This is a genomic window from Amycolatopsis acididurans (genome assembly GCF_012328925.1).
Classification (GTDB): domain Bacteria; phylum Actinomycetota; class Actinomycetes; order Mycobacteriales; family Pseudonocardiaceae; genus Amycolatopsis_E; species Amycolatopsis_E acididurans.
The window spans coordinates 51,517-75,495 of sequence record NZ_JAAXLS010000015.1 but is presented as its reverse complement, the minus strand read 5'-3'; the positions used below and the strand labels follow the sequence as shown (position 1 = coordinate 75,495).

The following is a 23,979-nucleotide window of genomic DNA, read 5'->3' as shown; positions in this document are numbered from 1 at the left end:
CGCTGTTTATGGAGCTGTCGGCGGGGTTGAGCCGGAGTAACGGAGGACGGGCCGCGTGGCGGCGCGCACGACGTGGGTCGGGAATCGATGTCGGTAACGGCTGTCATCACGCCTACGCAGTGGATGACACCGGCCGGGTGGTGTTCTCCGGAAGGTAGTAGGCGGGCAGGCTGTGATCGAGCACTTGATCATTCGGACCGCGGCGAAGGCGGGCGAGGTGGTGCGGGCGGCGGATCTGACGGTCGGCGTCGCGAGCCTGCTCGTGGCGTTGTTGTTGGCCACGGGCCAACCGGTGTTGTCCACGCCCCGCGGCGGGGCGAGTCCCACCGCGCCTGCCTGGCCGTGCACTCCCTGCTCGAACAACGCATCCCGCCCGGCGGCCAGGGTTGAGCCCAGGTCGGCGCCGCCGGCGGGCCAGGGGTCGCGGTCGGGCCTTGGACTTGGGCGACGCGTCAGCCCTACCTACCCGCCCTAGTACAATATATGATGCGATATAAGGCATTGCTGATCGCGACCGGACAGGTCGCCTCAGGAAATCCGTGGGATTGCAAAACATCACGCATCGTATATTCTACATTCCCTCCGGACTGGCGTGCCGAGTTCGAACCGGCGATTGTCGGTCCGGAGGCTTCAACGGGTTGCAACGGTGCACTCCGTGGTCCTCATTGGGAGGTTCAGTGAATCGACTGAAGCTTCGACGTCTGGCGATAGTGGCGATCGGCGTCGCGCTGCCGACACTACTGCTCACCGCGTGTAGCGGTGGATCGGGCGGCACATCGAGCGGGTCCAGCAGCGCGGACAAGGCCTCGCTGGGACAGTTGTTCAAGGGCGACGAGGGAACGCCGCCGACGTCTTCGCCGCCGGCGGCGAAGGGTAAGAACGTTTGGTGGATCTCCTGCGGGCAGGTGTCCGCGGCCTGCTCCGGCTATGCCGCGGCGGGCCAGGCGGCGGCACAGGCGATCGGATGGGATTTTCATATCGCGGATGGCAATCTGAACCAGGCCAACGGGGAGGCCACCGCATTTCGCACGGCCTTGGCCGCGCATCCGGACGCCATCATCCTGGACGCGTTCTCGTGTTCCAACCTGCAGCCGGAGCTGCAGCAAGCCAAGCAGCAGGGCGTCCCGGTCATGGGCGTCGAGACCACCGACTGCTCGGACGCGGGAACCGGCCCATCGCTATTCACTGTCCCGCTGATCTACGGCGAGAACTATCCAGGGCAGAAGGCCTGGTGGACAGGATGGGGCACGTGGTCGGGTGACTTCGTCGCCGCGGACTCCGGTGGTCAGGCGAAGATCATCGCGGCGCCCGGGCAAGGGGATCCGCAGTACGACTTCCTCTATGCCGGTTTCAAGGACGCTCTGGCACAGAAGTGTCCGAAGTGCACGATCGTCACCGAGGTTCCCTGGACGTTGGCGGATCTGGCGCCGAACGGACCGTGGGTCACCGCGTTGCGCAACGCGTTGATCAAGAATGCTGATGCGGACTACGTGTGGTTCCCCTTCGACTTCAACGCGGTCGAGAGCGGAGGCGCCAAGGCCGTTCTGCAGAGTGGCAGCAAGGCGAAGGTGCTCGCGAACAGCGGCTCCGGCAACGCCCTCGACCTCATTCGATCGGGACAGCTCTACGCCGAGGCGTCGGCGAAGTCCTCCGAGTGGGAATCCTGGGCGGCGATCGACGAGCTGAACCGCCACTTCAACGGGCAGCCCTCAGTGCCGGAGGGGCTCGGCTTCGTCTCGCTCGACAAGACTCACAACCTGCCATCACAGCCAGGTTCGAACTATCAGACGACCGTCGACTACCAGGCCATGTACAAGAAGGCCTGGGGAGTGGGCCAAGGATGAGTTCGGACCACCCCGATCACGGGGGTGTCGGCTGGGTCGGTGCCGTGGGCACCAACCCAGCCGGCACCGGCCGGTCATCCAGCGACGTCACCGCCGTGGACTCCGTCGCGGATGGGAGTCAGCACGTGCACGTGCCCGGCGGCATCGACAGCCCAGATGCGCCTGTCGCCTTATCGGTGCGGGCCTTACGGAAGGTCTATCCCGGTACGCAGGCTCTCAAGGACGTCGATCTGCAGGTGCGCTACGGCGAGGTGCACGCGCTGTGCGGTGGCAACGGCTGCGGCAAATCGACCTTGATAAAGATCATCTCCGGAGTGGTCGGCGCCGACTCGGGACGGTTCGCGATCAACGGCCGTGAGCTCGATGCCGCCGAGCTGACGCCCAAGACCTCGTTCGAGCTGGGCTTCCGGGTCGTCCACCAGGACCCGCCGTTGTACCCGGACCTGACCGTCGCCGAGAACATGATGCTCGGCAGCAGCTATCCGATGACGTGGCCGCGACGGATCGCCTGGAGCAAGGTCCGGCGCCGGGCACAGGAACTGCTCGACCGCTTCCACATCCAGGCCACACCGGACAGCTTGATCGAACACCTGCCGGTCTCGGTCAGGACCCAGGTCGCCATCGCCGCAGCGCTGCAGGACGTCCAGGAAGGCCGGTGCATCGTCGCGCTCGACGAACCCACCGCCGCCCTGCCCGCCGCCGAGGTCGAACTGCTGCTGTCGACGGTGCGGCAGCTCGCGGCGATGGGGCATGCCATCGTCTTCGTCAGTCATCGGCTGGACGAGGTGCTGTCGATCACCGACCGGGTCACAGTCATGCGCGATGGCCGAGTGTTCAAGGAACATCGCACCGAGACGCTCACCGAGGCAGAGCTGATCGAGTCCATTCTCGGGCGGCGGGCGGAGGAAATCAGGGCGCAGCGGTCCACCACCGCAGTGGGAGAACCGATCCTCACGGTGCACAGCCTCTCCGCCGGTCCGGTCCAAGACGTCACCTTCGACGTGCACGCCGGTGAAGTCCTCGGCGTGGCCGGCTTGCTCGGTTCGGGGCGTACCGAGTTGCTCAGCGCCATCTACGGCGGACTGAAGAAGAAGGCCGGCGAGGTCAGGCTGCGGGGCCGGAACGCCAACTTCCGCGGCATGGACAAGGCCATCGAGGCGGGCGTCGTCATGATCCCGGAAGACCGCTCCCGCGGCGGGGCCTTCCTCGACATGACCGTCGACGAGAACCTGGACATCGGCGTACTCGGCCGCTACTGGCGAGGGCTGGGATTCCGCCGTGCACAGATGCGCCGGGACGCCGACGCGCTGCGCGCGAGGTTCGCGGTCAAGGCACCGTCAGGCACGGTTCAGATGCGGGCTCTGTCCGGCGGCAACCAGCAGAAGACGATTCTCGCGCGGTGGCTACGGCGGGACGCCTCCCTGCTGCTGCTCGACGAACCTAGTCAAGGCGTCGACGTCGGGGCTCGTGCGGATATCTACGCGGCCGTCCGGCGCGTCACAGCAGCCGGTGGCGCCGCCGTAGTCGTCACCTCGGATCTCGAGGAGTTGGCGCAGTTCGTCGATCGCGCCATCGTCCTGCGCAACGGGCGACTCGTCGCCGAGGTGCCGTGCGAGGAACTGACAGCTCACCGGCTAAACCAACTGGTCCACATGCAGAGCGGAACAAGCCATGACTGATACCGCGGCACAATCTACCGCCCCTGCCGCCACGCGTCGTCCGAAGTTCGGACAGCTGGAACGTGCCGGCCTGCCGATCTTCCTGGTGATCATCATTGCGGTCTTCGCGGTGATCCCGGCGACCGGACCGGCCTTCCGGACACTCGTGAACATCAACAACGTGCTGGCCAATCAGTCGGTGACCGGCCTCATCGCCTTGTCGATGGTCATTCCCATGATCGCAGGCTACTTCGACCTCTCCGCCGCCGCGGTCGCCGGTCTCTCCAACGTCACCGTCGCCAGCCTCGTCGCGCAGCACGGCCAGTCGGTCGCCGTGAGCCTGATCGCCGGCGTCGTGATCGGAGTGCTCGCCGGTGGGCTCAACGCGTTCCTGGTCTCGGGCCTGAACCTCGACCCGTTCATCACCACTCTCGGCACCTACATCTTCTGGGCCGGCACGCTGGCCCTCTACACGCGCGGCAAGACCATTTCGAATGGCATACCCATTGACTTCTCCCTTTGGACGACCGAGAAGTGGCTCGGCGTACCGACACCTTTCTGGATCCTGATCATCGTGGCGGTCGTCGTCTGGTTCTTCGTGACTCAGTTGCCTTTCGGCCGCAGGCTGGCGGCCATCGGGAGCAACGAGATGGCCGCGAAGCTGGCAGGGGTCCGGACCCGCCGCGCGGTGGCCATCACCTATCTGCTCTCGGGACTGCTCGCGGGCATCGCCGGCGCTCTGCTGACTTCGAGCAACGGGGGTGGCGACTCCAGCAGCGCGATCTCCTACCTGTTCCCCGCCCTGGCCGCGGTGTTCCTTGGTCGAACCGCTATCGATCCCGGGCACTACAACGTCTGGGGAACGATGTTCGGGCTGTTCCTCGTCGCCGTCGCGGTGGACGGATTCACCCTCATGGGAGCGCCGGCGAGCGTGACGCAGATGTTCAACGGCGGAGCGCTCGTGTTCAGCGTCGCCGTCGCGACCTTCACCACCCGGGCTCGCGAGCGCAAGGCCCGAGCGATCCAACTCGAAAACCTTCACAATTCCTGATCGCGCAGTAAGGAGCATGGATGTCGTCCGAGCCGGAGCCGAAGCTGGCTCGCCGGGTCATCACCGGCCTCAATGCCGAGGGGCGATCCACCATCGTCGCCGACGGAGCAACGCCGAGGTGGGTGCGACGTCCCACCGGTAGCGTAATCATGGACGTCTGGTCCACCGGCGCACTTCCCGTCCGCGTGGACGATGAGGAGAACACCGACGGGCCACAGCTGGTGCCACCTCGCGTCGGCCTGTGCGTGAGGCTGGCGGTATTCCCCCCGGACGAAGACGTCGACGGAGCGGGAGCCGCCGCCTACCAGGCGGCCATGCACCAGATCTACGGGGACCAGGGCAATGCCGGCGGCAGTGCCGCCATTCCCGGCATGCACAGGACCGACACGGTCGACGTCGTTACTGTGGTCGACGGCGAGATTTGGGTGGTGCTGGAGGAGGGTGAGACCCTCCTGCGGGCCGGCGACACCCTTGTACAGCGGGGCACGCGCCATGCGTGGCGCAACAGGTCGGATCGCCCGTGCACGCTCGCTACGACGATGATCACCGCGGTCCGCGGCTAGTCCGTCTCCAATGCCGTCCGGACGTGGCCGGCTCCATGCAAGCATTTCCATCGACAGGCGAGGGTCTGATGACCAGATTTCAGGACAAGGCGATTATCGTCACCGGTGCTGCCAGCGGCATCGGAGCCGCTACGGCGAAGAGGCTCCACAGCGAAGGCGCCTCGGTCGTGGCCGCGGACCTTCGTCTGCCGGACATCGAGGAGGTCTTCGGCGAGCACGTAGACAAGGACAGGCTCCACGCGGTGGCGGTCGACGTCGCCGACCGCGCTCAGACCACCGAGTTGATCGGCGCCGCTGGTAAGCGTTTCGGCACGTTGTACGGGCTCGTCAACAGCGCGGGCATCCGGGGTGTCGGCAACATCCTGGATCTGCGCCCCGAGGAACTGGACAAGGTCCTGGCGGTGAACCTTGCCGGGACGCTCAACATGTGCCAGGCATTCGTCCGGACCGTTACGCAGGTTGGTGAGGCGGCGGCGATCGTGAATGTCTCGTCGGCGGCCGGAATTCGTGCGGTGCCGAATCGCCTCAGCTACGTCGCCTCGAAGTTCGGGGTCGTCGGCAGCTCGCAGACGATGGCCCTCGAACTCGCCCACCTGCACGTGCGCGTCAACGTCGTCGCGCCCGGCATGATCCGCACGCCCATGACCGCGTCGATGTTCGCTGATCCGGCCAACGTAGAGAGGATCCGCGCGTCGCACCCCATTGGACGAGAAGGCGAACCGCGCGAGGTGGCCGCCGCCATCGCGTTCCTGCTCTCGGACGACGCGAGTTTCATCACCGGCGCAGTGCTCCCCGTGGACGGTGGTCACACCGTGGGCGTCCCCTCGTTCGGTGGAAGAGACTGATCGCGCCCAAGAAACGGGTTGCCCGGACGGAGCATCTCCGCGTTGAGGAGCGCGAGATGATTTCACGCGGAATCAGCGCCTAGGGTGTGTCGCGAAGTGTTGACCAGCTGAGGTCGCTGTGTGAGGTCGTTGTCGGCGTGTCGTTGATCGAATAGGTGAGGTCTCCGGTAGATCGATCATCGACCAAGACGATCAAGAACACCGGAGACCTCGTGGCCGCGTAGCGGTGGCGGGGCGGGCAGACCTGACCGACGCACAGTGGGCGATCCTGGAGCCGCTGCTGCCTGTCGGGAAGAAGCCGGGTCGCCCGCCGCAGTGGAGCAAACGGCAGCTCATCGACGGGATCCGGTGGCGGGTGCGGGCCGGGACACCCTGGCGGGACGTCCCACCAGCCTATGGTTCGTGGCAGGCGGTGTATGGGTTGTTCCGGCGCTGGCAACGGGCCGGGATCTGGGCGGCGGTGCTGTCTCGGTTGCAGGCCTGTGCGGACGCGGCGGAGTTGATCACCTGGGATGTCAGTGTGGACTCGACCATCGCCCGTGCGCACCAGCATGCGGCTGGTGCGCCACAAAAGGGGGCTGCTCAGAAAGAACCTCCGGCCGGAGTGGGGGACCCGGAGCCGGCTGATCACGCGCTGGGGCGATCGCGCGGTGGGTGGACCACCAAGCTGCATCTGGCCACGGAGCAGGGGCAGAAACCGTTGTCGCTGGTGGTCACCGCGGGCCAACGCGGGGATTCGCCACAGTTTCAGGTCGTCTTGAGTCGTATTCGCGTGGCCCGACCGGGCCGTGGTCGGCCGCGGACCCGGCCGGACCGGGTGTTGGCGGACAAGGCCTATGGTTCGCGAGCCAACCGCGCTTACCTGCGCAGCCGCGGTATTCGGTGCACGATCCCGGAAAAGGTCGACCAGGTGCGCCACCGCAAGGCCAAGGGACACCTCGGCGGCCGACCACCGACGTTCGAGCCGGAGATCTACAAACAGCGCCACGCCGTTGAGTGCGGCATCAACCGGCTCAAACGCAACCGCGCCGTGGCCACGAGATACGACAAGCTCGCCCTCCGCTACGAAGCAACCATCCACATCGCGGCGATCAACGAATGGCTACGACTTTGAGACAGGCCCTAGGTGGCTGGTGTCGAACGGGGTCGTGAGGGGTGCTGACGTGGCGATATGTCAGGCGGAATAGGTCACGTCATCTGTGGTCGTGAGCGTAGTGTCGCGAGCTGATGGGTCGGTCACGCGCCGAGCAGGGCCTGTCAGAGCCGACCGTGAACCCGGAATGGGCAGAGTCGGGTACTCAGGCCGCCGTGACCCATCCGCTCCCGGCAGAGGTGATCCCAAGCCTGCCCATCCGGGCGAGGTTGACTGCGGCTGCCAACAATGAGAAGTCGGCGGCCACGTTCACCAGTCCGCGAACCCGTGCGCGTCGACCGCCGTGACGCTGCCGCATCAGGTGCCCGATCTTGCGTTCCACCTTCGGGCGGGTGGCCCGGTAATCGGCCTTCCAGACCGGATCAGCCTGCCGGGCTCGCCCCGCGGCCAGGTGCACCTCGTGCGGGCTGATGCTGATGGTGCGACCGGCTGCCGCGGTGGTGCATTCACCGCGCAGCCGGCAGTCCGCGCACGCGGCACCGAACTCGGCGGTCCCGGCGTGGCGGCCACCGTGAGCGCGGATGCCCGTGGTGATCCCGGCCGGGCAGGTCACGGTCTGAGCATCCAGATCAATGGTGAAGCTGTCCTTGCCGTAATGGCCCTTCACCCGCGCCGGCGGCTGCACCTTTAGTCCATTGTAGACGCTAGCATTGTCCAGTCGAGCCAACAGATCCCCAGCGCCATAAGCGGCATCCCCGTAGACCGCAGGCCGATCTTCGGGTTCGGGTTCGGGTTCGGGTGGGAGTACGTCAGCCAAAAGTCTTTCGGCAACCTCGGCGTCACCAGTGTTGCCAGGTGTCACCGTCGTGGCAGTGATGATCTCGGAGTCGGGATCAGCGGCCAGGTGCCCCTTGTAGCCATCGAAGCTGCGTGCGTTGGTCTTGTGCCCATGGCGCGTCTGGGTATCAACGGTGGAGATGACCCGATCCACCGCCACCTTGCGAGCGATGCGGAACACGCCGTTGTCGTCGATGAGGTCTTGGCCCAACACGGTGGCCAGCAACCTCGCGGCCTGATCCACGCCGGCATCCAGGCGGCGGCCTTCCACCAGCGCCAGGATCGCGAACCCGTCCCGTGCCCGAGAGTCGATCAATGCCTCCCGGGCGGCCGCGTCGTCCCAGTCGATCTGCGGTTTCGCGGTGCTGGAGTAGTCATCCCCACTGGTGATCGCGGCGCGCAGCTCGCCGGTCAGACCGGTGTCGGTGGCCGCGAGCAGACCCCGGATCGCCGAGCGGATCAGGGTCATGGTGTCCATCGTGGCGACCGCGTCGTAGATCGGCGTGGAATCCAGCACCCGCCGCCGCCCCACCAACCCCGCCTGGTGCGCCACATCCAGCACGACCTGAAAGATCCGGTCCGGCCGATCCGAACGAGCCAGCCTCGCGCGCATGTCCACCAGCACGGTGTGCACGAACCCCGGATAGTCGAAATCCAAACCCCCGGCGGCGTACTTCCACCGGGCATCAAACGCGAACCGGTCCACGGCTTCCCGATCCGACAAGCCCTCAATCCGTTGCAGCACCATGACCACGGCCACGATCATCGGCGGCACCGACCGACGCCCGATATCGGTGAACAGGTCCGCAAACATCCCATCCGAGAACAACGCGAAACACTCCCGGTGCAAGATCCCATAGATCGAATCCGGCGCGACCCGGCCATCGCAGTAGTCCACGGTCGAGCGCAGCAAGCCGGTCTGACGAGGTGTGCGTCCCAGGGCCACGGCAGTCATCCTGCCGAGCCGGTCACCCGACCAGGATGACCAACACACCCAAATCCTTCACAACCTAAAACACCAGCCATCTAGGGCCTCCGCGTCATCGTGTACGGCTGGCCACCAGGTGGCCTACCTGCCAGGTCTGGCGATGCGCCGTATCGCCGATCTCCATCCAGGTCGCGCGAAAACCGCCACCCGGGATGCGTTCATCATCGCCGCCCGCTCGCTGCCGCATACCCTGCGCCCGGTCGATGTCGACGATGAGGCACTGGCCGAGCTCGACGTGCTGGTCGGATTCGACGACGACCTGGCCCGCGAGGCAACTCGGATCGCCAACCGCATCCGCGGCCTGCTCACCGGCATTCACCCCGGCTTGCAACGCGCCATCTGCCCCCGGATCAGCCACCCAGCCGTGCTGGAAATCCTCTCCCGCTGCGGCGGGCCGGCCGGAATCCGCAAAGCTGGCCACCGCGATCCTCGCTGCGCTCGACGAACAAACGGTGACCGTGCCGGGCACGGGCGCAGCCGACTCCGTGCTGCCTCGGCTGGCCGACAGCCTGAAGACCGTTCTCGCGCAACGCAAACACGTCGCCATCGAAGTCGAGGAGATACTCCATGCGCACCCTCTCGCCGGGGTCCTGACCTCGATGCCCGGCATCGGCGTCAGGACCGCCGCCCGCATCCTGCTGGAGATCGGCGACGCCTCGGCCTTCGCGTCCTCGGTGTGCCTCGCTGCCTACGCCGGCATCGCCCCGGTCACCCGCGCCTCCGGCTCGTCGATCAAGGGTGAGCACCCTGCCCGCACCGGTAACCGCAAGCTCAAACGCGCCTTCTTCCTCGCCGCGTTCGCTGCCCTGGCCGACCCCACCAGCAGGTCCTACTACGACCACAAGAGGGCCGAAGGCAAGAAGCACAACGCCGCGCTGATCCGCCTGGCCCGACGACGCTGCGACGTCATCTACGCCATGCTCCGCAACAAGACCTACTACCGGCATCCCGACCGTGTTCCGACGCCCGCAGCGGCTTGACAACCACATAGGGACCCCCGCAACGCCAAGGGAACAACGGTCTTGACTCACAACAGTTCGGCTGAGGGCCAGCGGTTCGCGGCGACGGCGACGCGCACCTGACGGTTCAGCTCGCGCGCGACCACGTCGACCGCGGCCGGGACGCGCCCGGTGCGTGGCATCGCCAGCACTACCGACCGCCACACCTCGGGCTCGCCCAGCGGCGCGACGCACAGCGTCCCGGCGGCGATCTCGTCGACGAGGCCCACCGCAGGCAGGATCGTCCAGCCGTGCCCGGCCCGCGCGAGTTTCTTCTGTAGTGCCATCGAGTTGGTGTTCACGGTGCTGTGCAGCGGGACACCGGCCTGCCGCGCGCCCGCGTCGATGAGGATGCGCAGGCCGTGCCCCGTCGCGGGCAGGACGAGCTGCCGCCCGGCGAGTCCGGCGAACGGGATCGGTGCGTCCTGGCGCAGATCCTCGTCCGGCGGCGCGGCGATCCAGAGCCGTTCGCGGACCAGCGGTGTCACGTTGAGCGAGGGCGAGCTGGTCAGGTTGTACAGCAGGCTGAGGTCGAGGTCGCCCTCGTCGAGCCACCGTTGCAGGTACCCGGAGTAGGCCGTCTGCAGCCGCAGCTCGATCTCCGGGTAGTCGCGGGCAAGCCGGGCGACGAGCGGCTCGGCGAGGAGATCGGCCGAGCTCTCCAGCAGTCCCAGCGTCACGATGCCCGTCACCACCCCGGGAGCCGGGGCGAGCTCCGCGCGGGCGCGCTCCAGCTCCGTGAGCGCACGCCGCGCACGCTCGGCGAGCGACGTCCCGGCCTCCGTGGCCCGCATTCCGGTGCGGGTGCGCTCGAACAACGCGACGCCGAGTTCGTCCTCCAGAGCCCGGATCTGCCGGGTCACCGCCGGCTGGACGAGGTGGAGCAGCTCCGCTGCCCTGGTCACGCTGCCCACCTCGGCGACGGTCACGAGTGCCTTCAGCTGTTTGAGGTCCATCGCGCTCCCGCATATCGCCATGACGAAAAGGTATTTCTCACGTTAGATCATTGTGATCCATGATGGCAGTACCGATTTCGTGAAGTGGAGGACGAAGCATGGACGGGCTCACCGAAGAGGAAAACGCGATCGTCTCGCTGGTGGGCGAGTTCGTCGATCGGGAGGTCAAACCGGTCGCGCAGGCGCTGGACCACACCAACACCTATCCGGACAAGCTCATCGAGCAGATGAAGGAGATGGGGATCTTCGGGCTCGCCGTCCCGCAGCCGTGGGGCGAGACGGCGGTGTCCGCCCAGTGCTACGCGGCGGTCACCGAGGAGCTGGCGCGGGGCTGGATGAGCCTGGCCGGCGCGATGGGCGGGCACACCGTCGTCGCGAAACTGCTCGTCGCCTTCGGCACGAAGGAACAGCAGGACAAGTACCTGCCGCGGATGGCCACCGGCGAGATCCGCGCGACGATGGCGCTGACCGAGCCCGGCGGTGGATCCGACCTGCAGGCCATGCGCACGACCGCCCGCCGCGACGGTGACCGCTACGTGGTGAACGGGTCGAAGACGTGGATCACCAACGCCCGCCGTTCGCAGCTGGTGGCGTTGCTGTGCAAAACGGACCCGAAGGCCGCACCCCCGCACAGGGGTGTATCGATCCTGCTGGTCGAGAAGGGCCCCGGCTTCTCGGTGTCGCGCGACCTGCCGAAGCTGGGCTACAAGGGCGTCGAAAGCTGCGAGCTGTCCTTCGTCGATTTCCAGGTGCCGGCGACCGCGCTGCTCGGCGACGAGGAGGGCCGCGGGTTCGCGCAGATGATGCGGGGTCTGGAGATCGGCCGCATCCAGGTCGCATGCCGCGCACTCGGTGTGGGCCGTGCGGCGCTGGAGGACGCGTTGCGCTACGCCCAGGAACGCGAAAGTTTCGGGCAGCCGATCTGGCAGCACCAGTCGATCGGCAACTACCTGGCGGACATGGCCACGAAGCTCGAAGCCGCCCGCCAGCTGGTGCTCTTCGCTGCCCGCAAGTACGACTCCGGCGAGCGCGCGGATCTGGAGGCGGGGATGGCGAAGCTGTTCGCGTCGGAGACGGCGATGGAGGTCGCGCTCGACGCGGTCCGCATCCACGGCGGCTACGGCTACTCCACCGAGTTCGACGTCGAACGCTATTTCCGGGACGCGCCACTGATGATCGTCGGTGAGGGCACCAACGAGATCCAGCGCAACGTGATCGCCCGCGCACTCGTCAAGCGCCACAAGATCTGAGGGGCGGCGATGTCTCATCCACTCGAGGGCATCACCGTCGTCTCGCTCGAACAGGCGGTGGCGGCGCCGTTCGCCACCCGCCAGCTCGCCGACCTCGGTGCCCGTGTCATCAAGGTCGAGCGCCGCGACGCCGGCGATTTCGCCCGCGGCTACGACCACACCGTGCACGGGCAGTCGAGCTACTTCGTGTGGCTCAACCGCGGCAAGGAAAGCGTCGAGCTCGACGTGAAGAACTCCGGCGACCGCGCGTTGCTCGACGCCATCCTCGAACACGCGGACGTCTTCGTGCAGAACCTCGCGCCGGGCGCGGCCGACCGCCTCGGCCTCGGCGCCGCGACGCTGCGCGCGGCGCGGCCGGAGCTGATCCACTGCTCGGTGTCGGGCTACGGTGCGGACGGCCCGTACCGCTCGAAGAAGGCCTACGACCTGCTGGTGCAGTGCGAAGCCGGCCTGGTCATGGGCACCGGCACGCCGGAGTCGCCCGCGAAGGCAGGGTTCTCGATCGCCGACATCGCCACCGGGATGTACGCCTACAGCGGCATCCTGACCGCGCTCTATGAACGGGAACGCACCGGGCGGGGCGCCACGCTGAGCGTCGCGATGCTCGACGCGCTCGGCGAATGGATGAGCCAGCCCGCCTACTTCTCGCGCTACAGCGGGAAACCCGCGCGACGCACCGGCGCGAAACATCCCTCGATCTCGCCCTACGGGCCGTACCGCACCGGCGACGGGACGGTGTTCCTCGGCGTGCAGAACAACCGCGAATGGGCCACGCTGTGCCGCACCGTGCTCAGACGGCCCGAACTGGTGGACGACGCGCGCTTCGCATCCAATGTGGACAGGGTCGCGCACGACGCCGAGCTGACCGCGGTGATCGAGTCGGTGTTCGCCGCACTCACCGCCGGCAAGGCGATCGAGCTCCTCGACGACGCCGGGATCGCCAACGCGACCCTGCGCACTCCGGCCGAGTTCACCGAGCACCCCCAGCTGGAGGCGCGCGACCGCTGGCGCGCGGTCGAAACCCCTGGCGGTTCGATGCGCGCCCTGTTGCCGCCGGTCGAGGTCGAAGGCAGAGAAGCACTCATGCGTCCGGTGCCCGCGCTGGGCGAACACAACGCCACCCTGCGCGCCGAGTTCGGCCAGGACGTCCCATCGTGACCGCCGGCCATGCCGGACGCGGAGTGCGAAGGCCCGCCGCCGCCGTGGCACCACCGGCGAGCGCTCAGGTGAGCGGGGAGAACCCGGCGGGCCACGCGATGATCGAGGTCGCGTCGAGGATCTGCTCAGGGGCGCCGGGAGGCGGCCACAAACCCGAACCGTAGAGATCCCTGCGAAGAGCGACCCGTTCGTCGAGGCTCTGGAACGGCCAGATCTGGATGATCCGGTCGGGCCCGTCGAGCGCATACATCACGATGGTCAGCGGATCGATCCGGTGCCGCGCCGGCAGAGCCTGCCGCCAGCCGTGAATCGTGGCGGGCAGGCCTCCCGGCCGCAGGTGGTAGTCGCGGATCTCGTACACCGGTCCGAACCGCCCTGTCCGCACCGGTGGCACGAACGGGAACGGCGCGAAACTCTGCAGAGTCAGGTCGGTCAGGTGCTCCCCCGCGCCGAACGGCTCGCTGCTCGCGCGGGCGCGCTGCCGCTCACGCGCGAGCTCGGCGTCATTGACGAAGACACGCAACACGACGAGCCTGCCGAGCGGGCCGTTCTCCGTCTGCCAGCAGCCCAGGAGCTGTCCGCGCGCTTCGGGAGCGTTGACCCACGGCAACACTCCCGCGCTCGCCTTTTCGCCCTCCAGCAGAGGAAAGGACAGAGTCGCGAGCTCGTACCGGAGGTCCCGTTCCTGCTGGCCGACGTTCTCACCGCTGATCGGCGCGGGCTGATCCATCGTCACCTCACTGTTTCGTCGAAAGGCTGATCGAGCCGGGCCACCCAGCCGCGCAGCTCCACCCCTGCGGGCCGGTACCGCTCGAGCACGAGCGGATCGTGCCCTGGAATTATGTCTATAGTGGACTGTACTAGCGCCGGAAGCTGTTGTGTGTACACGTTGAGCAGCTTGTCGGGGTCGTCGGTCACCGGGAAGACCCGCATCTGGCTCATGTTCGCGTAGAAGTGGGCGGCGTCGGAAGCCAGCACGATCGGACCGCGCCGGGTGGCGATCCGCACGACCTGCGTGCCCGCCGTGTGCCCGCCGACCAGGTGCACGCTGATCCCGGGGAACAGCTCTTCGTCCTCCCCGGCGAAGCGCACCCTGCCCTCGTGCACCAGCCGGACCGCGTCGGCCACGTCCGACCCGGCATAGCCGAGCGAACGGCCCGGGTCGGTCATCGCCGCTCCGGCCGCGAACCGCAGTTCCTGTTCGGACAGATGGAACCGGGCCGCGCCGAACAGGTCGAGGTTCCCGGCGTGGTCCCAGTGCAGGTGCGTGAGGATCACGTCGGTCACGATCGCGTGGTCCACCCCGATCGCGCGCAGGCCGTCGGCGACGCTCCGGGTCACGCTGCGGCCACGACGCGCGGCTTCGCCGGCGCCGAAACCGGTGTCGATGACGATCGTGCGGCGCTCGTTGGCCGCGACCCAGATGAAGTAGTCCATCGGCATGGGCCGGTCGTCGGGGCAGCCGCCGGCGAAGTTGTCCGCGACCGTGCGGTGCACGTGGCCGTGCCGGATCGCGAAGACCTGGTAGCCGTCCTGGGTCACCGATCCTCCGCCGCGCGGGCCCTGACCTCGACGTGCGCCCAGGCCTCGACCAGGCGGACGATGCCGCTGAAGTCCGAGTCGCCACCCAGCTCGTCCTTCGCCTGCCGCCACAGCCGGTGCACCGCCGACCCCACCCAGAGCGGCACCCCGGAACCGGCGGCCTGCTCGGCGAACAGGCCGAGGTCCTTTTCCATCAGCCCGGTGGCGAATCCGAAGTCGAACGTCCGCGGCAGCACCGAGCGCGGGAACTTGTCCTGCGTCGCGCTGTTGCGTCCCGACCCGCTGTTGAGGACCTCGATCATGACGCTCGGCTCGAGCCCGGCCTTGACCCCGGCGACCACGGCCTCCGACGTCGTCGCCAGCGCCGCCGCGGACAGGTAGTTGTTGACCAGCTTCATCGCCTGGCCGAGTCCCGGTTCGGTGCCGACGTGGAACACCCTGCCCAGGATCGTGAGAATCGGCTCCACAGCGGTGAAATCCGCTGCGGAACACGCGGCCATCACCGCCAGCGTGCCCTTTTCCGCGCCCGCCGTGCCCCCGCTCACCGGGGCGTCCACCACGGCGATCCCGCGTGACTCCAGCTCGCCCGCGAGCAGCTGCGCCGTGGGCATCCCGGTCGTGGACAACTCCACCAGCCGCCGGATCGCCCGCCCGTGCACGAGCCCGTTTTCGCCGAGTACCGCGTCCCGCACGACGGCGGGCGTCGGCAGGCTCGTGAGTACCGTTGCGGCCCGGTCCCCGACCTCGGCGGGTGAGGATGCGGCGAGCGCGCCACGCGCCTCGAGCCGGGCCACCGCCTCGGCTTCGACGTCGTAGACCACGACGCGATGCCCGGCAGCGACGAGCCGGTCCGCCATCCGCGACCCCATCCGGCCCAGCCCGAGCATTCCGAGCGCGCCGCTCATCGCCGCGTCTCCGCGTCGAACACTTTCCGTGCCGTCCGGAAACCGTCCAAGGCGGCTGGAAACCCGCAGTACGCGGCGACCTGAAGGAGGACCTCGACGATGTCCTGCTCGCCGCACCCGTTGCGGAGCGCGCCGCGGATGTGGGTTCGCAGCTCGTTCGGCCGGTTCAGCGCCGAGATCATCGCGATGTTCAGCAGGCTCCGGGTCGCGCGCGGAAGACCGGGCCGCCCCCAGACCGCGCCCCAGCAGAACGTCGTGACCAGATCCTGCAGTGGGGCGCCCAGCTCGCCGGCGCCCTTCAGCGCCGCGTCGACGTAGTCCTCGCCCACGACCTCCCGGCGGATGCGCAGGCCCTGCTCATAGGTTTCGTCGTGCATTTCCAGTCCTTTCAGCCGAGTGTGAAGGGATCGCGGGTGTGCCCGCCGAGCTCCACCCACACGGATCGGGTCTCCTGGTAGTCGGCGATCGCGTGGATTCCGCTCTCCCGCCCGATCCCGGACGCGCCGAAACCACCGAAGGGCACCTGGGGCGCGACGGTGCGGTAGGCGTTGATCCACACGGATCCGGCCCGCAGCTGTCGCGCCGTGCGATGGGCCCGGTAGACGTCGCGGGTCCAGACCGAGGCGGCCAGGCCGAACTCGGTGCCGTTGGCGAGCCCGACCGCCTCCTCGTCGCTGTCGAAGGTCACGACGGACAACACCGGGCCGAAGATTTCCTCGTTCACGGCGCGGGCATCGGGCGGCAGATCGCGCAGCACGGTGGGCCTCACGAAGAATCCGCCGAGCTCATCGACCGCTTCGCCGCCGGTCAGCACCGTCGCGCCGCAGGTGCGGGCGGCGGTGAAGTGGCCGAGCACCTTCTCGTACTGCCGCTCGTTGGCCAGCGGGCCCATCTCGGTGCGCGGGTCCTTGGGGTCGCCGATCCTGATGGACTCGGCGCGGGTTACCACCCGGGCGACCAGTTCGTCGGCCACGGCCGACTGCACCAGCAGCCGCGAACCCGCCATGCAGGTCTGCCCGGCCGCGGCGAAGATCCCGGCCACCACGCCGTTCGCGGCCGCCTCCAGATCGGCGTCGTCGTAGACGATCTGCGCGGACTTACCGCCGAGTTCCAGTGAGATGCGGGCGAACCGGTCCGCTGCGGCGTGCGCGACCGCGCGTCCCACCTCGTTCGAACCGGTGAAAGCGATCTTGTCCACGCCGGGGTGCCCGGCTAGCGCCCGGCCCGTCTCCGCGCCCGAGCCGGTGACCACGTTGACCACGCCCGGCGGGAAACCGGCCTCGCTGACGAGTCCGGCCAGCGCCACGGTCGCCGCCGGGGTGTAGTCGCTGGGCTTGACCACCACGGTGCACCCCGCCGCCAGCGCGGGCGCCAGCTTCCAGGTCAGCAACAGCAGCGGCGAGTTCCACGGCGTGATCGCGGCGACCACACCGACCGGCTCGTGCTCGGTGTAGACCAGAAAGTCGCGCTTCGCGGTCGGGATCACCTCGCCCTGCACCTTGTCCGCCAGCCCGCCGAAGTAGCGGTACCACTCGGGAAGCGAGCGCACCTGCCCGCTCATCTCCCGCAGCAGCTTGCCGTTGTCACGGGTCTCCCACTCCGCGAGCTTGTCCGCGTCCCGCTCGATCAATGCCGCCAGCTCGTACAACAGCGCGCCCCGCGCGCTCGGGGTCAGCCCGCCCCACGGTCCGTGCAGTGCGGCCCGAGCGGATTCGACGGCCCGGTCGACGTCCTCTGCGGTGCCGTCGGCGACGCCGGCCCACGGCCGGCCCGTGAACGGGTCGGCCGACGCGTAGGTGCGGCCGCCCGCCGCCGCTTGGATCCGGCCGTCGATGTAGAGACCGATCTCGGTGAGCTCGCCGCCCGTGGTGCTCGTCATGAGCACTCCTCGAATGCGCGTAGATAGTCCTCTTCGGACACTTCGGCCAGCCATTCCGTGGGGCCGAAGGAATACGCCGTGTGCGTCAGCAGGCTGTCCGGGCCCGCGCCGTGCCAGTGGATCTCCCCGCCGGGCGTCCACACGCTCTGCCCCGCCGCCACCGCCAGTCCGTGGCCGTCTTCGGCGCCGACGAAGCCGGCACCATGGGTCGCCACGATGAGCTGACCTGCAGTGTGGCGGTGCCAGTAGGTGCGTGCGCCCGGCGCGAACAGCACGGTGTTGACCACGGGATCCGACCCCTCCGGCGATACCGGGTCTCCCCAGACCTCCCCGGTGAACGTGCCGGTCCGGCGGCCACTCGGGCGGCCGGACCGCGAGCGGATCAGATGCATCGCGACTCCCTTCCGGATCAGGCGCTGGTGATGGGACGTCCGGCCGCCGCGGTGCGCGGATCCGGACCAAGTGCTCGCCACCGGGTCTCCGGCAACGCGAACCACAGGACAACCGTGCAGACGAACGCGACGCCTGCGATGTAGACCGCGGGCAGCCCCGCCCCGGCGGTGGCCAGCGCCGCGGCGATCAGCGGGCCGGGACCGGCGATCAGCGCGGCGCCGATGTTGTACCCGATCGCGCTGCCGGTGGACCGCATGTGCGCGGGGAACAACTCCGTCAGCATCACCGTGGTCGTGGTGTTGTGCAAGGCTTCGAACAGGCCGAACAACACCATGCCGGCCACCGCGGGCACCGGGCTCCCGGTGCCCATCAGCAGGAACGCGGGAACGGCACACACCGCCAGCCCCGCACCGCCCGCCAAGGAGACCGGCCGCCTGCCGAACCGGTCCGACAGGATCCCCGCGAGCGGGCAGCACGCGGCGTAGATCAGCGCGCCGACCGCCACGACCACCAGTGCCGAACGCGGAGCCATGCGCGCTGTCGTGGTCAGAAAAGTCGTGGAGTAGGCCGCTATGTAGTAGAAGCCGAGCACCGTGATGGCCGACAGCGCACAGGAGATCGCCACGCTTTTCGCGTTGCCGCGCCCCACCGCCCGGATCGGCGCTTCGGCCACGGCACCCCGCGCTTTGAGCTCGCGGAAGACCTCGGTGTCCTCCAGTTTCATCCGCAGATACAGCCCCACCAGTGTCAGTGGGAACGCCACGAGGAACGGGATGCGCCAGCCCCAGGTGACGATCTCCGGTGACGGCACGGTCACCCGAATCACCAGGGCGCTCAGGGCACCCGCGGCCACGGCCAGCGCGGCCGTGGCCGGGACCACGCTCGCGGTGCGGCCGCGGCGGTGCGCCGCCGCGCTTTCGACCAGGAAGGCCGCCGAACCGGTCCACTCACCCCCGGCGGAGAATCCCTGCACACAGCGCAGCAGCACCAGCAGGACGGGTGCGGCCACGCCGAGGTGCGCGTAGGACGGCAACGCCGCGATGAGTGCCGTGGAGACTCCCATCAGCACCACCGAAAGCGTGAGGGCGAAGCGCCGGCCACGCCGGTCGCCGACCGCTCCCAGGACGAAGCCGCCCACTGGCCGCATCAAGAACGCCACGCCGTACACGGCCAAAGTGGACAGTAATGACGAGGTGGCACTGGCGCTCGGGAAGAAGTTGGCGCCGATCGCCCCAGCGAAGAAACCATAGACGGAGAAATCGAACCACTCCATGAAGTTTCCGGCACCGGCCGCAAGAACGCGCCGCCTGCCGTCGGTACGGGAAATATCGTTACGCAACATGCTGTTCACCACTTCTCTGGGGTGAGAGACTCAGTCTTCGTATTTGTCCCGCAACAGATCCAGCACCGGGAGGAGGTACTCGGCGAAGCTGGCCGGATCCTCCGACATCGGGAAATGCCCCTTCCCGGACATCTCGACGAGCTGCCCGCCGAGGCGTTCCGCCGCGTCCTTGCTCATCTCCGTGGTGGCCGAGTAGTCGTACTCGCCGCTGAACACGTACAGCGGGCAGGTGGCGGGCCGGAGCGACTCGGCGTGTTCTGGGAGATCGTGCGAGTAGAAGTACGTGTCGCCCTGATAGACCCCCGGCCCGGACTGCGCGTAGCCCCACAGCGTCTGCGCGGCGGGCCCGGCCGGGCTCGTCGGCGCGATGAGACCGCCGACCCAGCTGGTCAGGAAGAGCGAATGGTCCACATCGGACCGGTTCGTCCACTCCACGAACCGGGAAGGGTTGCCCAGCCCGCCCTCCAGCGCGCACACCCCGGTGAACCTCTCGCCCGCCGTGCTGGCGAGGTACAACGCGATCGCACCGCCCATCGAGCAACCGGCCAGCACGGGTCGCCGCAGACCGAGACCGTCGATGACGGCGAGCACGGTGTCGGCGTAGACCTGTGTCGTCAGCCGGTAGGGCTCGTGCTGCCACCCGGTGGGCGGTTCCGAGCGGCCGTGCCACGGCATGTCGAACGCGACCACGGTCCACCGCTCGGTCACCGCGGGATCCTCCAGCAGGTACCGGAACTGGCGCGAGTCGGCGCCCGCCGTGTGCAGGCAGACGAGGGCGGGGCCGGCGCCCGCGGTCTCGTAGTAGATCCGCTGCCGCCGCCCCTGGACCTCGACGGTCAGGTAGCGTCCGGTGATCGGGCTGACGCCCAGCGGCGGTTCAGGCGGTTCCGGGCGTCGCACCGACGGGGTGCGCACGGCCGCACGCACCGCGTCCAGCACACGGTCGACCACCGGCGCCACCCTTGCCCACACCGCACGGTCACCGCGCACCGGGCGGCCGTTCGTCGTCGCCACCACCGCCTGCGCTGTGGTGTAACCACGCGCCACGGGCTCCGCGCAGAACGCCGACCAGTCCTCCTCGGACAGCAGGAACTCGAAGTCCCAGCGGTCGTTGATCCCGGACACCGGCACGATCCGGACCGCATTGTCCACTCCAGACAGACCGAACGCGATACCGCCAACGTCGACCAGCCCGCGCCACGATCCTGCCGGCGGAAGCCCGCCGAGCACCACGTCGAGATCGAGCTCTTCGAGCACCTGCAGGCTGATGCGCATGCCAACTCCTCGTCGATGAGTACCACCTTCTTCGTCGAGAGTGCTTGACATAGCTAACAGATGTCCAATACTGAAAATCTGCCAGTCGCATAAGTAGGAGCTATACATGGAGACTCGCCAGCTCCGGCATTTCCTCGCCGTCGCGGACGCCGGCACCTTCACTGCCGCCGCGCAACGACTCCGGATCTCGCAACCCGGGCTGTCCACGTCGATCCGCACGCTCGAGCACGGCCTTGGCACGCCGTTGTTCGTACGCAGCCGGAAACGGGCCGAGCTCACCGAGGCGGGGCGCGACCTCTACGCCGCCGCACGCCGGGCACTGGCAACACTTGAAGCTGCGGAGTCCCACATTCGCGGCGGCCCCGGTGTCGTCAAGAGCACCCTGCAGATCGGGGCGATCCCGTCGTTCGCCGGTCTCGACCTCGCCGCGCTGCTGAGCCGGTTCACCGCGGAGAACCCGCACGTCGACGTGGCTGTCACGGTCGGTATGCCGCTGGACCTGTTCGCGAAGGTGGCCGACGAGACGCTCGAACTCGCCTTCGTCACCATGCCCCTTCAGGTCCCGGCAGGCGTGAGGCTGACGCCGCTGGCGACCTACCCGATGGTCCTGGCCTGCCCGCTGGGGCACCGGCTCGCCGGCCGCCCGTCGATCACGCTGGAGAGCCTGCGGGACGAGACCTTCGTGGACTTCCACCCCGACCTCGCCGCACGACAGGTCACCGACCAGGCATTCGACGCGGCCGACCTGAGCCGCACCGTGCGGGTCACCTGCAACGAGATCGGTTCACTCCTCGAACTCGTCGCGCACGGGCTGGGGCTGGCGATCGTGCCACGCCCGCTGGCGATCGCCACACGTGTCCCCACCGCGCTGGTTCCGATCGACAACGCCTCGCTGGTCTGGACCGTCGCCGCCGCGACGCTTCCCCAGGGCGTCACCACCGACGCCGCACAAGTGATGTGGAACCTCATCGCCAACACGGCGAAACCCGTCAGCCTGGATCAAGCACCGACCACTGGTTGAAGGGGACGCCGACCGTCCCTACGGATTTCGTAGCGAACGGACTGCGTCAGAACGCCGCCACCTCAGCAACCGGCACGCGGTCAATCCCGCCCGGCGAACCAGGCCGCGACCTGTGCGCGAGACTGGAAACCCAGCTTCGCCAGAACATTCTCGACGTGGCCCTCGGCCGTGCGCTGGGAGATGACCAATCGCGCGGCGATCTGCTTGTTGCTCAGCCCTTCCGCGATCAGCCCGGCCACCTGGTTCTCGCGGCGGGTCAGGCGTGGCTCGGCGTCCGGCGGCGCCGTCTGCGCGCACGCGAACGACATCACCTCGTCGAGCGTCATCTGCTGGCCCTGCACGTGGAATCGCTCGTAGGCCCTGCTGCCGAGCGTCCCGCGTACCCGCTCCTCGTACCGGTCGTGGATCGCCAGCAGTTCGGCGGAGCCGAACAGCGGGTGACCGACAGAGGCCCACAACGCGACAGCCGCACCGAAGAGACGGCACGCCCGCTTGGCGTCGCCCTCCTCGAACGCCACCCACGCCAGAAGCTCGACACATGCCGACATGCCCAAGTTGTCGTCGAGCGCTCGTTTCGCGACCAGCGACTGGTTGAGCGCCAGCGCCGCCGGTTCGTAGTCTCCGAGCGTCCACCGCGCCAATCCCAGCACCCAATGCGCCCACGACAGGGCCCACTGCTCGCCGTGGATCGCACTCACGGCCCGGCACTCCTCGCACAGTGCGACCGCCCGGTCCGCCTTGCCGATCAAGCAGGACACGAAGGCCAATTGCGCCGTCGCGAGCACCGTCAGCGAGTTCAGCGCGCCCCGTCCGCGGTGAAAGTCGACCGCGTCGGCAAGCAGCGTCTCGGCTTCGGTCAAGTTTCCCTTGAACTGTTCGGCCGAGCCGCGGAACTGCAAGCAGAACGCACGCGCGACCGGGTCTTCGAGCTGCCCGGCGAGTTCGACGCAGTCGTCGAAACTGCGCATCGCCGACTCGTTGTCGCCTTGGGTCATCGCGATGTACCCGTTGACCCACAGTGCTTTGACCTTTTCCGGCGAGGGCGCGGGTGCGGCGTTCAGTGTCCGCTCGAGCCAGTACCGCCCGTCCTTGAGGTGCCCGCACGCGTTCCAGTAGAAGATCAGCGCTCCCGCCATCCGCAAGCCGGTCAGCGCCTCCCCCGCCGTCGTCAGGCAGAAGTCCAGCGCCGCCCAGAAATTCGCCTGTGCGTTGCGCAGGCGCAGACACCACAGCGCCTGCTCGGAACCGAACCAGCCGCTCTCGCTGCGTTCTGCCAGCCGCAAGTAGTGATCACGGTGCTTGCGGCGCAGGACGACATCGCCGCCGGCGACCGCCAGCTTCTGCCTGCCATAGGCCTTGATCGTCTCGAGCAGCCGGTAACGCGGCGCTTCATCGGTGCCTTCACGCAGCACAATGGACTTGTCGATGAGATCGGACAGGAGCTCGAACACCTCCTCCCGCGCGATTCCCACCCCGGCGCACACCTCTTCGGCGTCGACGAGATCGAACGCACCCGCGAACACGGAAAGCCGTGCCCACATCGTCTTCTCACGCTCCGAGCACAGGTCGAAACTCCAGTCGACCGCGGCACGCAGGGTCTGGTGCCGGGCCGGACCGCCTCGGTTTCCGGTGCACAGCAGGCGGTACCGGTCCTCCAGCCGCGTCACGATCTGCTCGATCGACAACGCCCGCAGCCGTACCGCGGCGAGTTCGATCGCCAAGGGCAGACCGTCGAGCCGCTGGCAGAGCTGAGCGGCGACACCTCGCGACTCCGAGTCCAACGTGAACCCCGGCCGTACCGCGCGGGCGCGCTCCTCGAACAAGTCCAATGCCTCGTGCCCGTAGACGTACCCGCCACGTGAGGGGGCGACGTTGGCCAGGTCCGGCATCGACAGGGGCGGCACCGGCCAGCTGTACTCGCCCAGGACGCCGAGCGATTCCCGGCTGGTGGCAAGGATCGTGATCGTTTCCGCTTCCTGGAGAATCTCGTGGACCAGTGCGGCGCACGCCTGAAGGAGGTGTTCGCAGTTGTCGAGAATCAAGAGAAGCTTACGGTTGGCCAGATACTCGATGAGCGCGGCTTCGGTTGACCCCGCGGACTGATCGGGCACACCGAGCGTGTCGGCGATGATGGTGGCCAGCAGAGCGGGTTCGGACGCACGCGCGAGATCGACGAACCACGCACCGTCGGCGAACTCGTCGCGCACCTCGCAGGCGACGCGTCTGGCCAGCCTGGTCTTGCCGACACCGCCGACTCCGGTCAGTGTGATGAGCCGTGCGACCGAAAGGAGCTTCCTGACATCAGCGATCTCTCGCGTGCGGCCGATGAAACTGGTCAGCTCGTTGCTGGTAACGGTTCGCTGTGGACACAAAGTCAGTCA

At 68.1% G+C, this 23,979-nt stretch carries 20 protein-coding genes and 1 pseudogene; 10 read left to right on the top strand and 11 right to left on the bottom strand.

Annotated elements, in window-relative coordinates; all coding sequences use genetic code 11:
• Positions 1 to 677: 677 nt before the first annotated feature.
• From HFP15_RS21725 to HFP15_RS21700, 6 genes are all read left to right on the top strand, one after another.
• Positions 678 to 1,844 carry a substrate-binding domain-containing protein gene (locus HFP15_RS21725; protein WP_168518532.1) on the top strand — a complete coding sequence of 389 codons (1,167 nt, stop codon included), beginning with the start codon at positions 678 to 680 and terminating at the stop codon, positions 1,842 to 1,844.
• Positions 1,841 to 3,523, top strand: a complete 1,683-nt coding sequence (locus HFP15_RS21720; protein ID WP_168518530.1) for a sugar ABC transporter ATP-binding protein — start codon at positions 1,841 to 1,843, stop codon at positions 3,521 to 3,523. The genes HFP15_RS21725 and HFP15_RS21720 overlap by 4 nt, the downstream gene beginning before the upstream one ends.
• Positions 3,516 to 4,553: an ABC transporter permease gene (locus tag HFP15_RS21715; protein ID WP_168518528.1), complete on the top strand. Its 1,038-nt coding sequence runs from the start codon at positions 3,516 to 3,518 to the stop codon at positions 4,551 to 4,553. Before HFP15_RS21720 ends, HFP15_RS21715 begins: the two co-directional genes overlap by 8 nt.
• A 20-nt stretch (positions 4,554 to 4,573) precedes the next feature.
• On the top strand, positions 4,574 to 5,116 hold the full coding sequence (locus HFP15_RS21710) for a cupin domain-containing protein (protein ID WP_168518526.1): 543 nt from the start codon (positions 4,574 to 4,576) through the stop codon (positions 5,114 to 5,116).
• A gap of 68 nt (positions 5,117 to 5,184) precedes the next feature.
• The gene (locus HFP15_RS21705; protein WP_168518524.1) at positions 5,185 to 5,961 is read left to right on the top strand and encodes an SDR family NAD(P)-dependent oxidoreductase; all 777 of its coding nucleotides are present in this window, start codon (positions 5,185 to 5,187) and stop codon (positions 5,959 to 5,961) included.
• 226 nt (positions 5,962 to 6,187) lie between these two features.
• Positions 6,188 to 7,075 carry an IS5 family transposase gene (locus tag HFP15_RS21700; protein WP_312871681.1) on the top strand — a complete coding sequence of 296 codons (888 nt, stop codon included), beginning with the start codon at positions 6,188 to 6,190 and terminating at the stop codon, positions 7,073 to 7,075.
• 184 nt (positions 7,076 to 7,259) lie between these two features.
• Here the strand turns inward: HFP15_RS21700 and HFP15_RS21695 are convergent, their stop codons facing one another.
• The gene (locus HFP15_RS21695) at positions 7,260 to 8,837 is read right to left on the bottom strand and encodes an IS1182 family transposase (RefSeq protein ID WP_446680250.1); all 1,578 of its coding nucleotides are present in this window, start codon (positions 8,835 to 8,837) and stop codon (positions 7,260 to 7,262) included.
• Between the two features lie 109 nt (positions 8,838 to 8,946).
• On the opposite strand from HFP15_RS21695, the pseudogene HFP15_RS21690 reads away from it, so the two are divergent.
• A pseudogene (locus HFP15_RS21690) lies at positions 8,947 to 9,859 on the top strand (IS110 family RNA-guided transposase); the annotation flags it as partial.
• Positions 9,860 to 9,906: 47 nt separating this feature from the next.
• Here the strand turns inward: HFP15_RS21690 and HFP15_RS21685 are convergent.
• Positions 9,907 to 10,854 carry a LysR family transcriptional regulator gene (locus tag HFP15_RS21685; protein WP_246271913.1) on the bottom strand — a complete coding sequence of 316 codons (948 nt, stop codon included), beginning with the start codon at positions 10,852 to 10,854 and terminating at the stop codon, positions 9,907 to 9,909.
• A gap of 77 nt (positions 10,855 to 10,931) precedes the next feature.
• Between HFP15_RS21685 and HFP15_RS21680 the strand changes: the two genes are divergently transcribed.
• Complete coding sequence (locus HFP15_RS21680) at positions 10,932 to 12,083, top strand: acyl-CoA dehydrogenase family protein (RefSeq protein ID WP_168518520.1); 1,152 nt, start codon at positions 10,932 to 10,934, stop codon at positions 12,081 to 12,083.
• A 9-nt stretch (positions 12,084 to 12,092) separates the two neighbouring features.
• Positions 12,093 to 13,241, top strand: a complete 1,149-nt coding sequence (locus HFP15_RS21675; protein ID WP_168518518.1) for a CaiB/BaiF CoA transferase family protein — start codon at positions 12,093 to 12,095, stop codon at positions 13,239 to 13,241.
• A 64-nt stretch (positions 13,242 to 13,305) separates the two neighbouring features.
• Here HFP15_RS21675 and HFP15_RS21670 read toward each other — a convergent pair whose 3' ends face one another.
• Genes HFP15_RS21670 through HFP15_RS21635 form a run of 8 tightly spaced genes read right to left on the bottom strand, consistent with a single transcriptional unit; the run spans position 13,306 to position 20,577 of the window.
• Positions 13,306 to 13,971 (bottom strand): NIPSNAP family protein, encoded by a 666-nt coding sequence (locus HFP15_RS21670; RefSeq protein ID WP_168518516.1) that lies wholly within the window; start codon positions 13,969 to 13,971, stop codon positions 13,306 to 13,308.
• A 2-nt stretch (positions 13,972 to 13,973) separates the two neighbouring features.
• The gene (locus HFP15_RS21665) at positions 13,974 to 14,783 is read right to left on the bottom strand and encodes an N-acyl homoserine lactonase family protein (protein ID WP_168518514.1); all 810 of its coding nucleotides are present in this window, start codon (positions 14,781 to 14,783) and stop codon (positions 13,974 to 13,976) included.
• Positions 14,780 to 15,688 (bottom strand): NAD(P)-dependent oxidoreductase, encoded by a 909-nt coding sequence (locus HFP15_RS21660; protein WP_168518512.1) that lies wholly within the window; start codon positions 15,686 to 15,688, stop codon positions 14,780 to 14,782. The genes HFP15_RS21665 and HFP15_RS21660 overlap by 4 nt, the downstream gene beginning before the upstream one ends.
• The gene (locus HFP15_RS21655; protein WP_168518510.1) at positions 15,685 to 16,065 is read right to left on the bottom strand and encodes a carboxymuconolactone decarboxylase family protein; all 381 of its coding nucleotides are present in this window, start codon (positions 16,063 to 16,065) and stop codon (positions 15,685 to 15,687) included. Before HFP15_RS21655 ends, HFP15_RS21660 begins: the two co-directional genes overlap by 4 nt.
• Before the next feature lie 11 nt (positions 16,066 to 16,076).
• The gene (locus HFP15_RS21650) at positions 16,077 to 17,567 is read right to left on the bottom strand and encodes an aldehyde dehydrogenase (protein ID WP_168518508.1); all 1,491 of its coding nucleotides are present in this window, start codon (positions 17,565 to 17,567) and stop codon (positions 16,077 to 16,079) included.
• Complete coding sequence (locus tag HFP15_RS21645) at positions 17,564 to 17,959, bottom strand: cupin domain-containing protein (protein WP_168518506.1); 396 nt, start codon at positions 17,957 to 17,959, stop codon at positions 17,564 to 17,566. The genes HFP15_RS21650 and HFP15_RS21645 overlap by 4 nt, the downstream gene beginning before the upstream one ends.
• Positions 17,960 to 17,976: 17 nt before the next feature.
• Positions 17,977 to 19,302 (bottom strand): MFS transporter, encoded by a 1,326-nt coding sequence (locus HFP15_RS21640; protein ID WP_168518504.1) that lies wholly within the window; start codon positions 19,300 to 19,302, stop codon positions 17,977 to 17,979.
• A 30-nt stretch (positions 19,303 to 19,332) separates the two neighbouring features.
• Positions 19,333 to 20,577 carry an alpha/beta fold hydrolase gene (locus HFP15_RS21635; RefSeq protein WP_168518502.1) on the bottom strand — a complete coding sequence of 415 codons (1,245 nt, stop codon included), beginning with the start codon at positions 20,575 to 20,577 and terminating at the stop codon, positions 19,333 to 19,335.
• A gap of 106 nt (positions 20,578 to 20,683) precedes the next feature.
• Between HFP15_RS21635 and HFP15_RS21630 the strand changes: the two genes are divergently transcribed.
• Entirely contained in the window at positions 20,684 to 21,598 is a 915-nt protein-coding gene (locus HFP15_RS21630) for a LysR family transcriptional regulator (protein ID WP_168518500.1), read from the top strand.
• A gap of 80 nt (positions 21,599 to 21,678) precedes the next feature.
• Here the strand turns inward: HFP15_RS21630 and HFP15_RS21625 are convergent, their stop codons facing one another.
• On the bottom strand, positions 21,679 to 23,970 hold the full coding sequence (locus HFP15_RS21625) for an ATP-binding protein (RefSeq protein ID WP_168518498.1): 2,292 nt from the start codon (positions 23,968 to 23,970) through the stop codon (positions 21,679 to 21,681).
• Positions 23,971 to 23,979: the final 9 nt, after the last annotated feature.

Bases quoted from the DNA above. Each gene is read 5' to 3' on its own strand.
- HFP15_RS21720 (WP_168518530.1), top strand. From the start codon at position 1,841: ATGAGTTCGGACCACCCCGATCACGGGGGTGTCGGCTGGGTCGGTGCC.
- HFP15_RS21715 (WP_168518528.1), top strand. From the start codon at position 3,516: ATGACTGATACCGCGGCACAATCTACCGCCCCTGCCGCCACGCGTCGT.
- HFP15_RS21710 (WP_168518526.1), top strand. From the start codon at position 4,574: ATGTCGTCCGAGCCGGAGCCGAAGCTGGCTCGCCGGGTCATCACCGGC.
- HFP15_RS21705 (WP_168518524.1), top strand. From the start codon at position 5,185: ATGACCAGATTTCAGGACAAGGCGATTATCGTCACCGGTGCTGCCAGC.
- HFP15_RS21685 (WP_246271913.1), bottom strand. From the start codon at position 10,854: ATGGCGATATGCGGGAGCGCGATGGACCTCAAACAGCTGAAGGCACTC.
- HFP15_RS21680 (WP_168518520.1), top strand. From the start codon at position 10,932: ATGGACGGGCTCACCGAAGAGGAAAACGCGATCGTCTCGCTGGTGGGC.
- HFP15_RS21675 (WP_168518518.1), top strand. From the start codon at position 12,093: ATGTCTCATCCACTCGAGGGCATCACCGTCGTCTCGCTCGAACAGGCG.
- HFP15_RS21670 (WP_168518516.1), bottom strand. From the start codon at position 13,971: ATGGATCAGCCCGCGCCGATCAGCGGTGAGAACGTCGGCCAGCAGGAA.
- HFP15_RS21660 (WP_168518512.1), bottom strand. From the start codon at position 15,688: ATGAGCGGCGCGCTCGGAATGCTCGGGCTGGGCCGGATGGGGTCGCGG.
- HFP15_RS21655 (WP_168518510.1), bottom strand. From the start codon at position 16,065: ATGCACGACGAAACCTATGAGCAGGGCCTGCGCATCCGCCGGGAGGTC.
- HFP15_RS21650 (WP_168518508.1), bottom strand. From the start codon at position 17,567: ATGACGAGCACCACGGGCGGCGAGCTCACCGAGATCGGTCTCTACATC.
- HFP15_RS21645 (WP_168518506.1), bottom strand. From the start codon at position 17,959: ATGCATCTGATCCGCTCGCGGTCCGGCCGCCCGAGTGGCCGCCGGACC.
- HFP15_RS21640 (WP_168518504.1), bottom strand. From the start codon at position 19,302: ATGTTGCGTAACGATATTTCCCGTACCGACGGCAGGCGGCGCGTTCTT.
- HFP15_RS21635 (WP_168518502.1), bottom strand. From the start codon at position 20,577: ATGCGCATCAGCCTGCAGGTGCTCGAAGAGCTCGATCTCGACGTGGTG.
- HFP15_RS21630 (WP_168518500.1), top strand. From the start codon at position 20,684: ATGGAGACTCGCCAGCTCCGGCATTTCCTCGCCGTCGCGGACGCCGGC.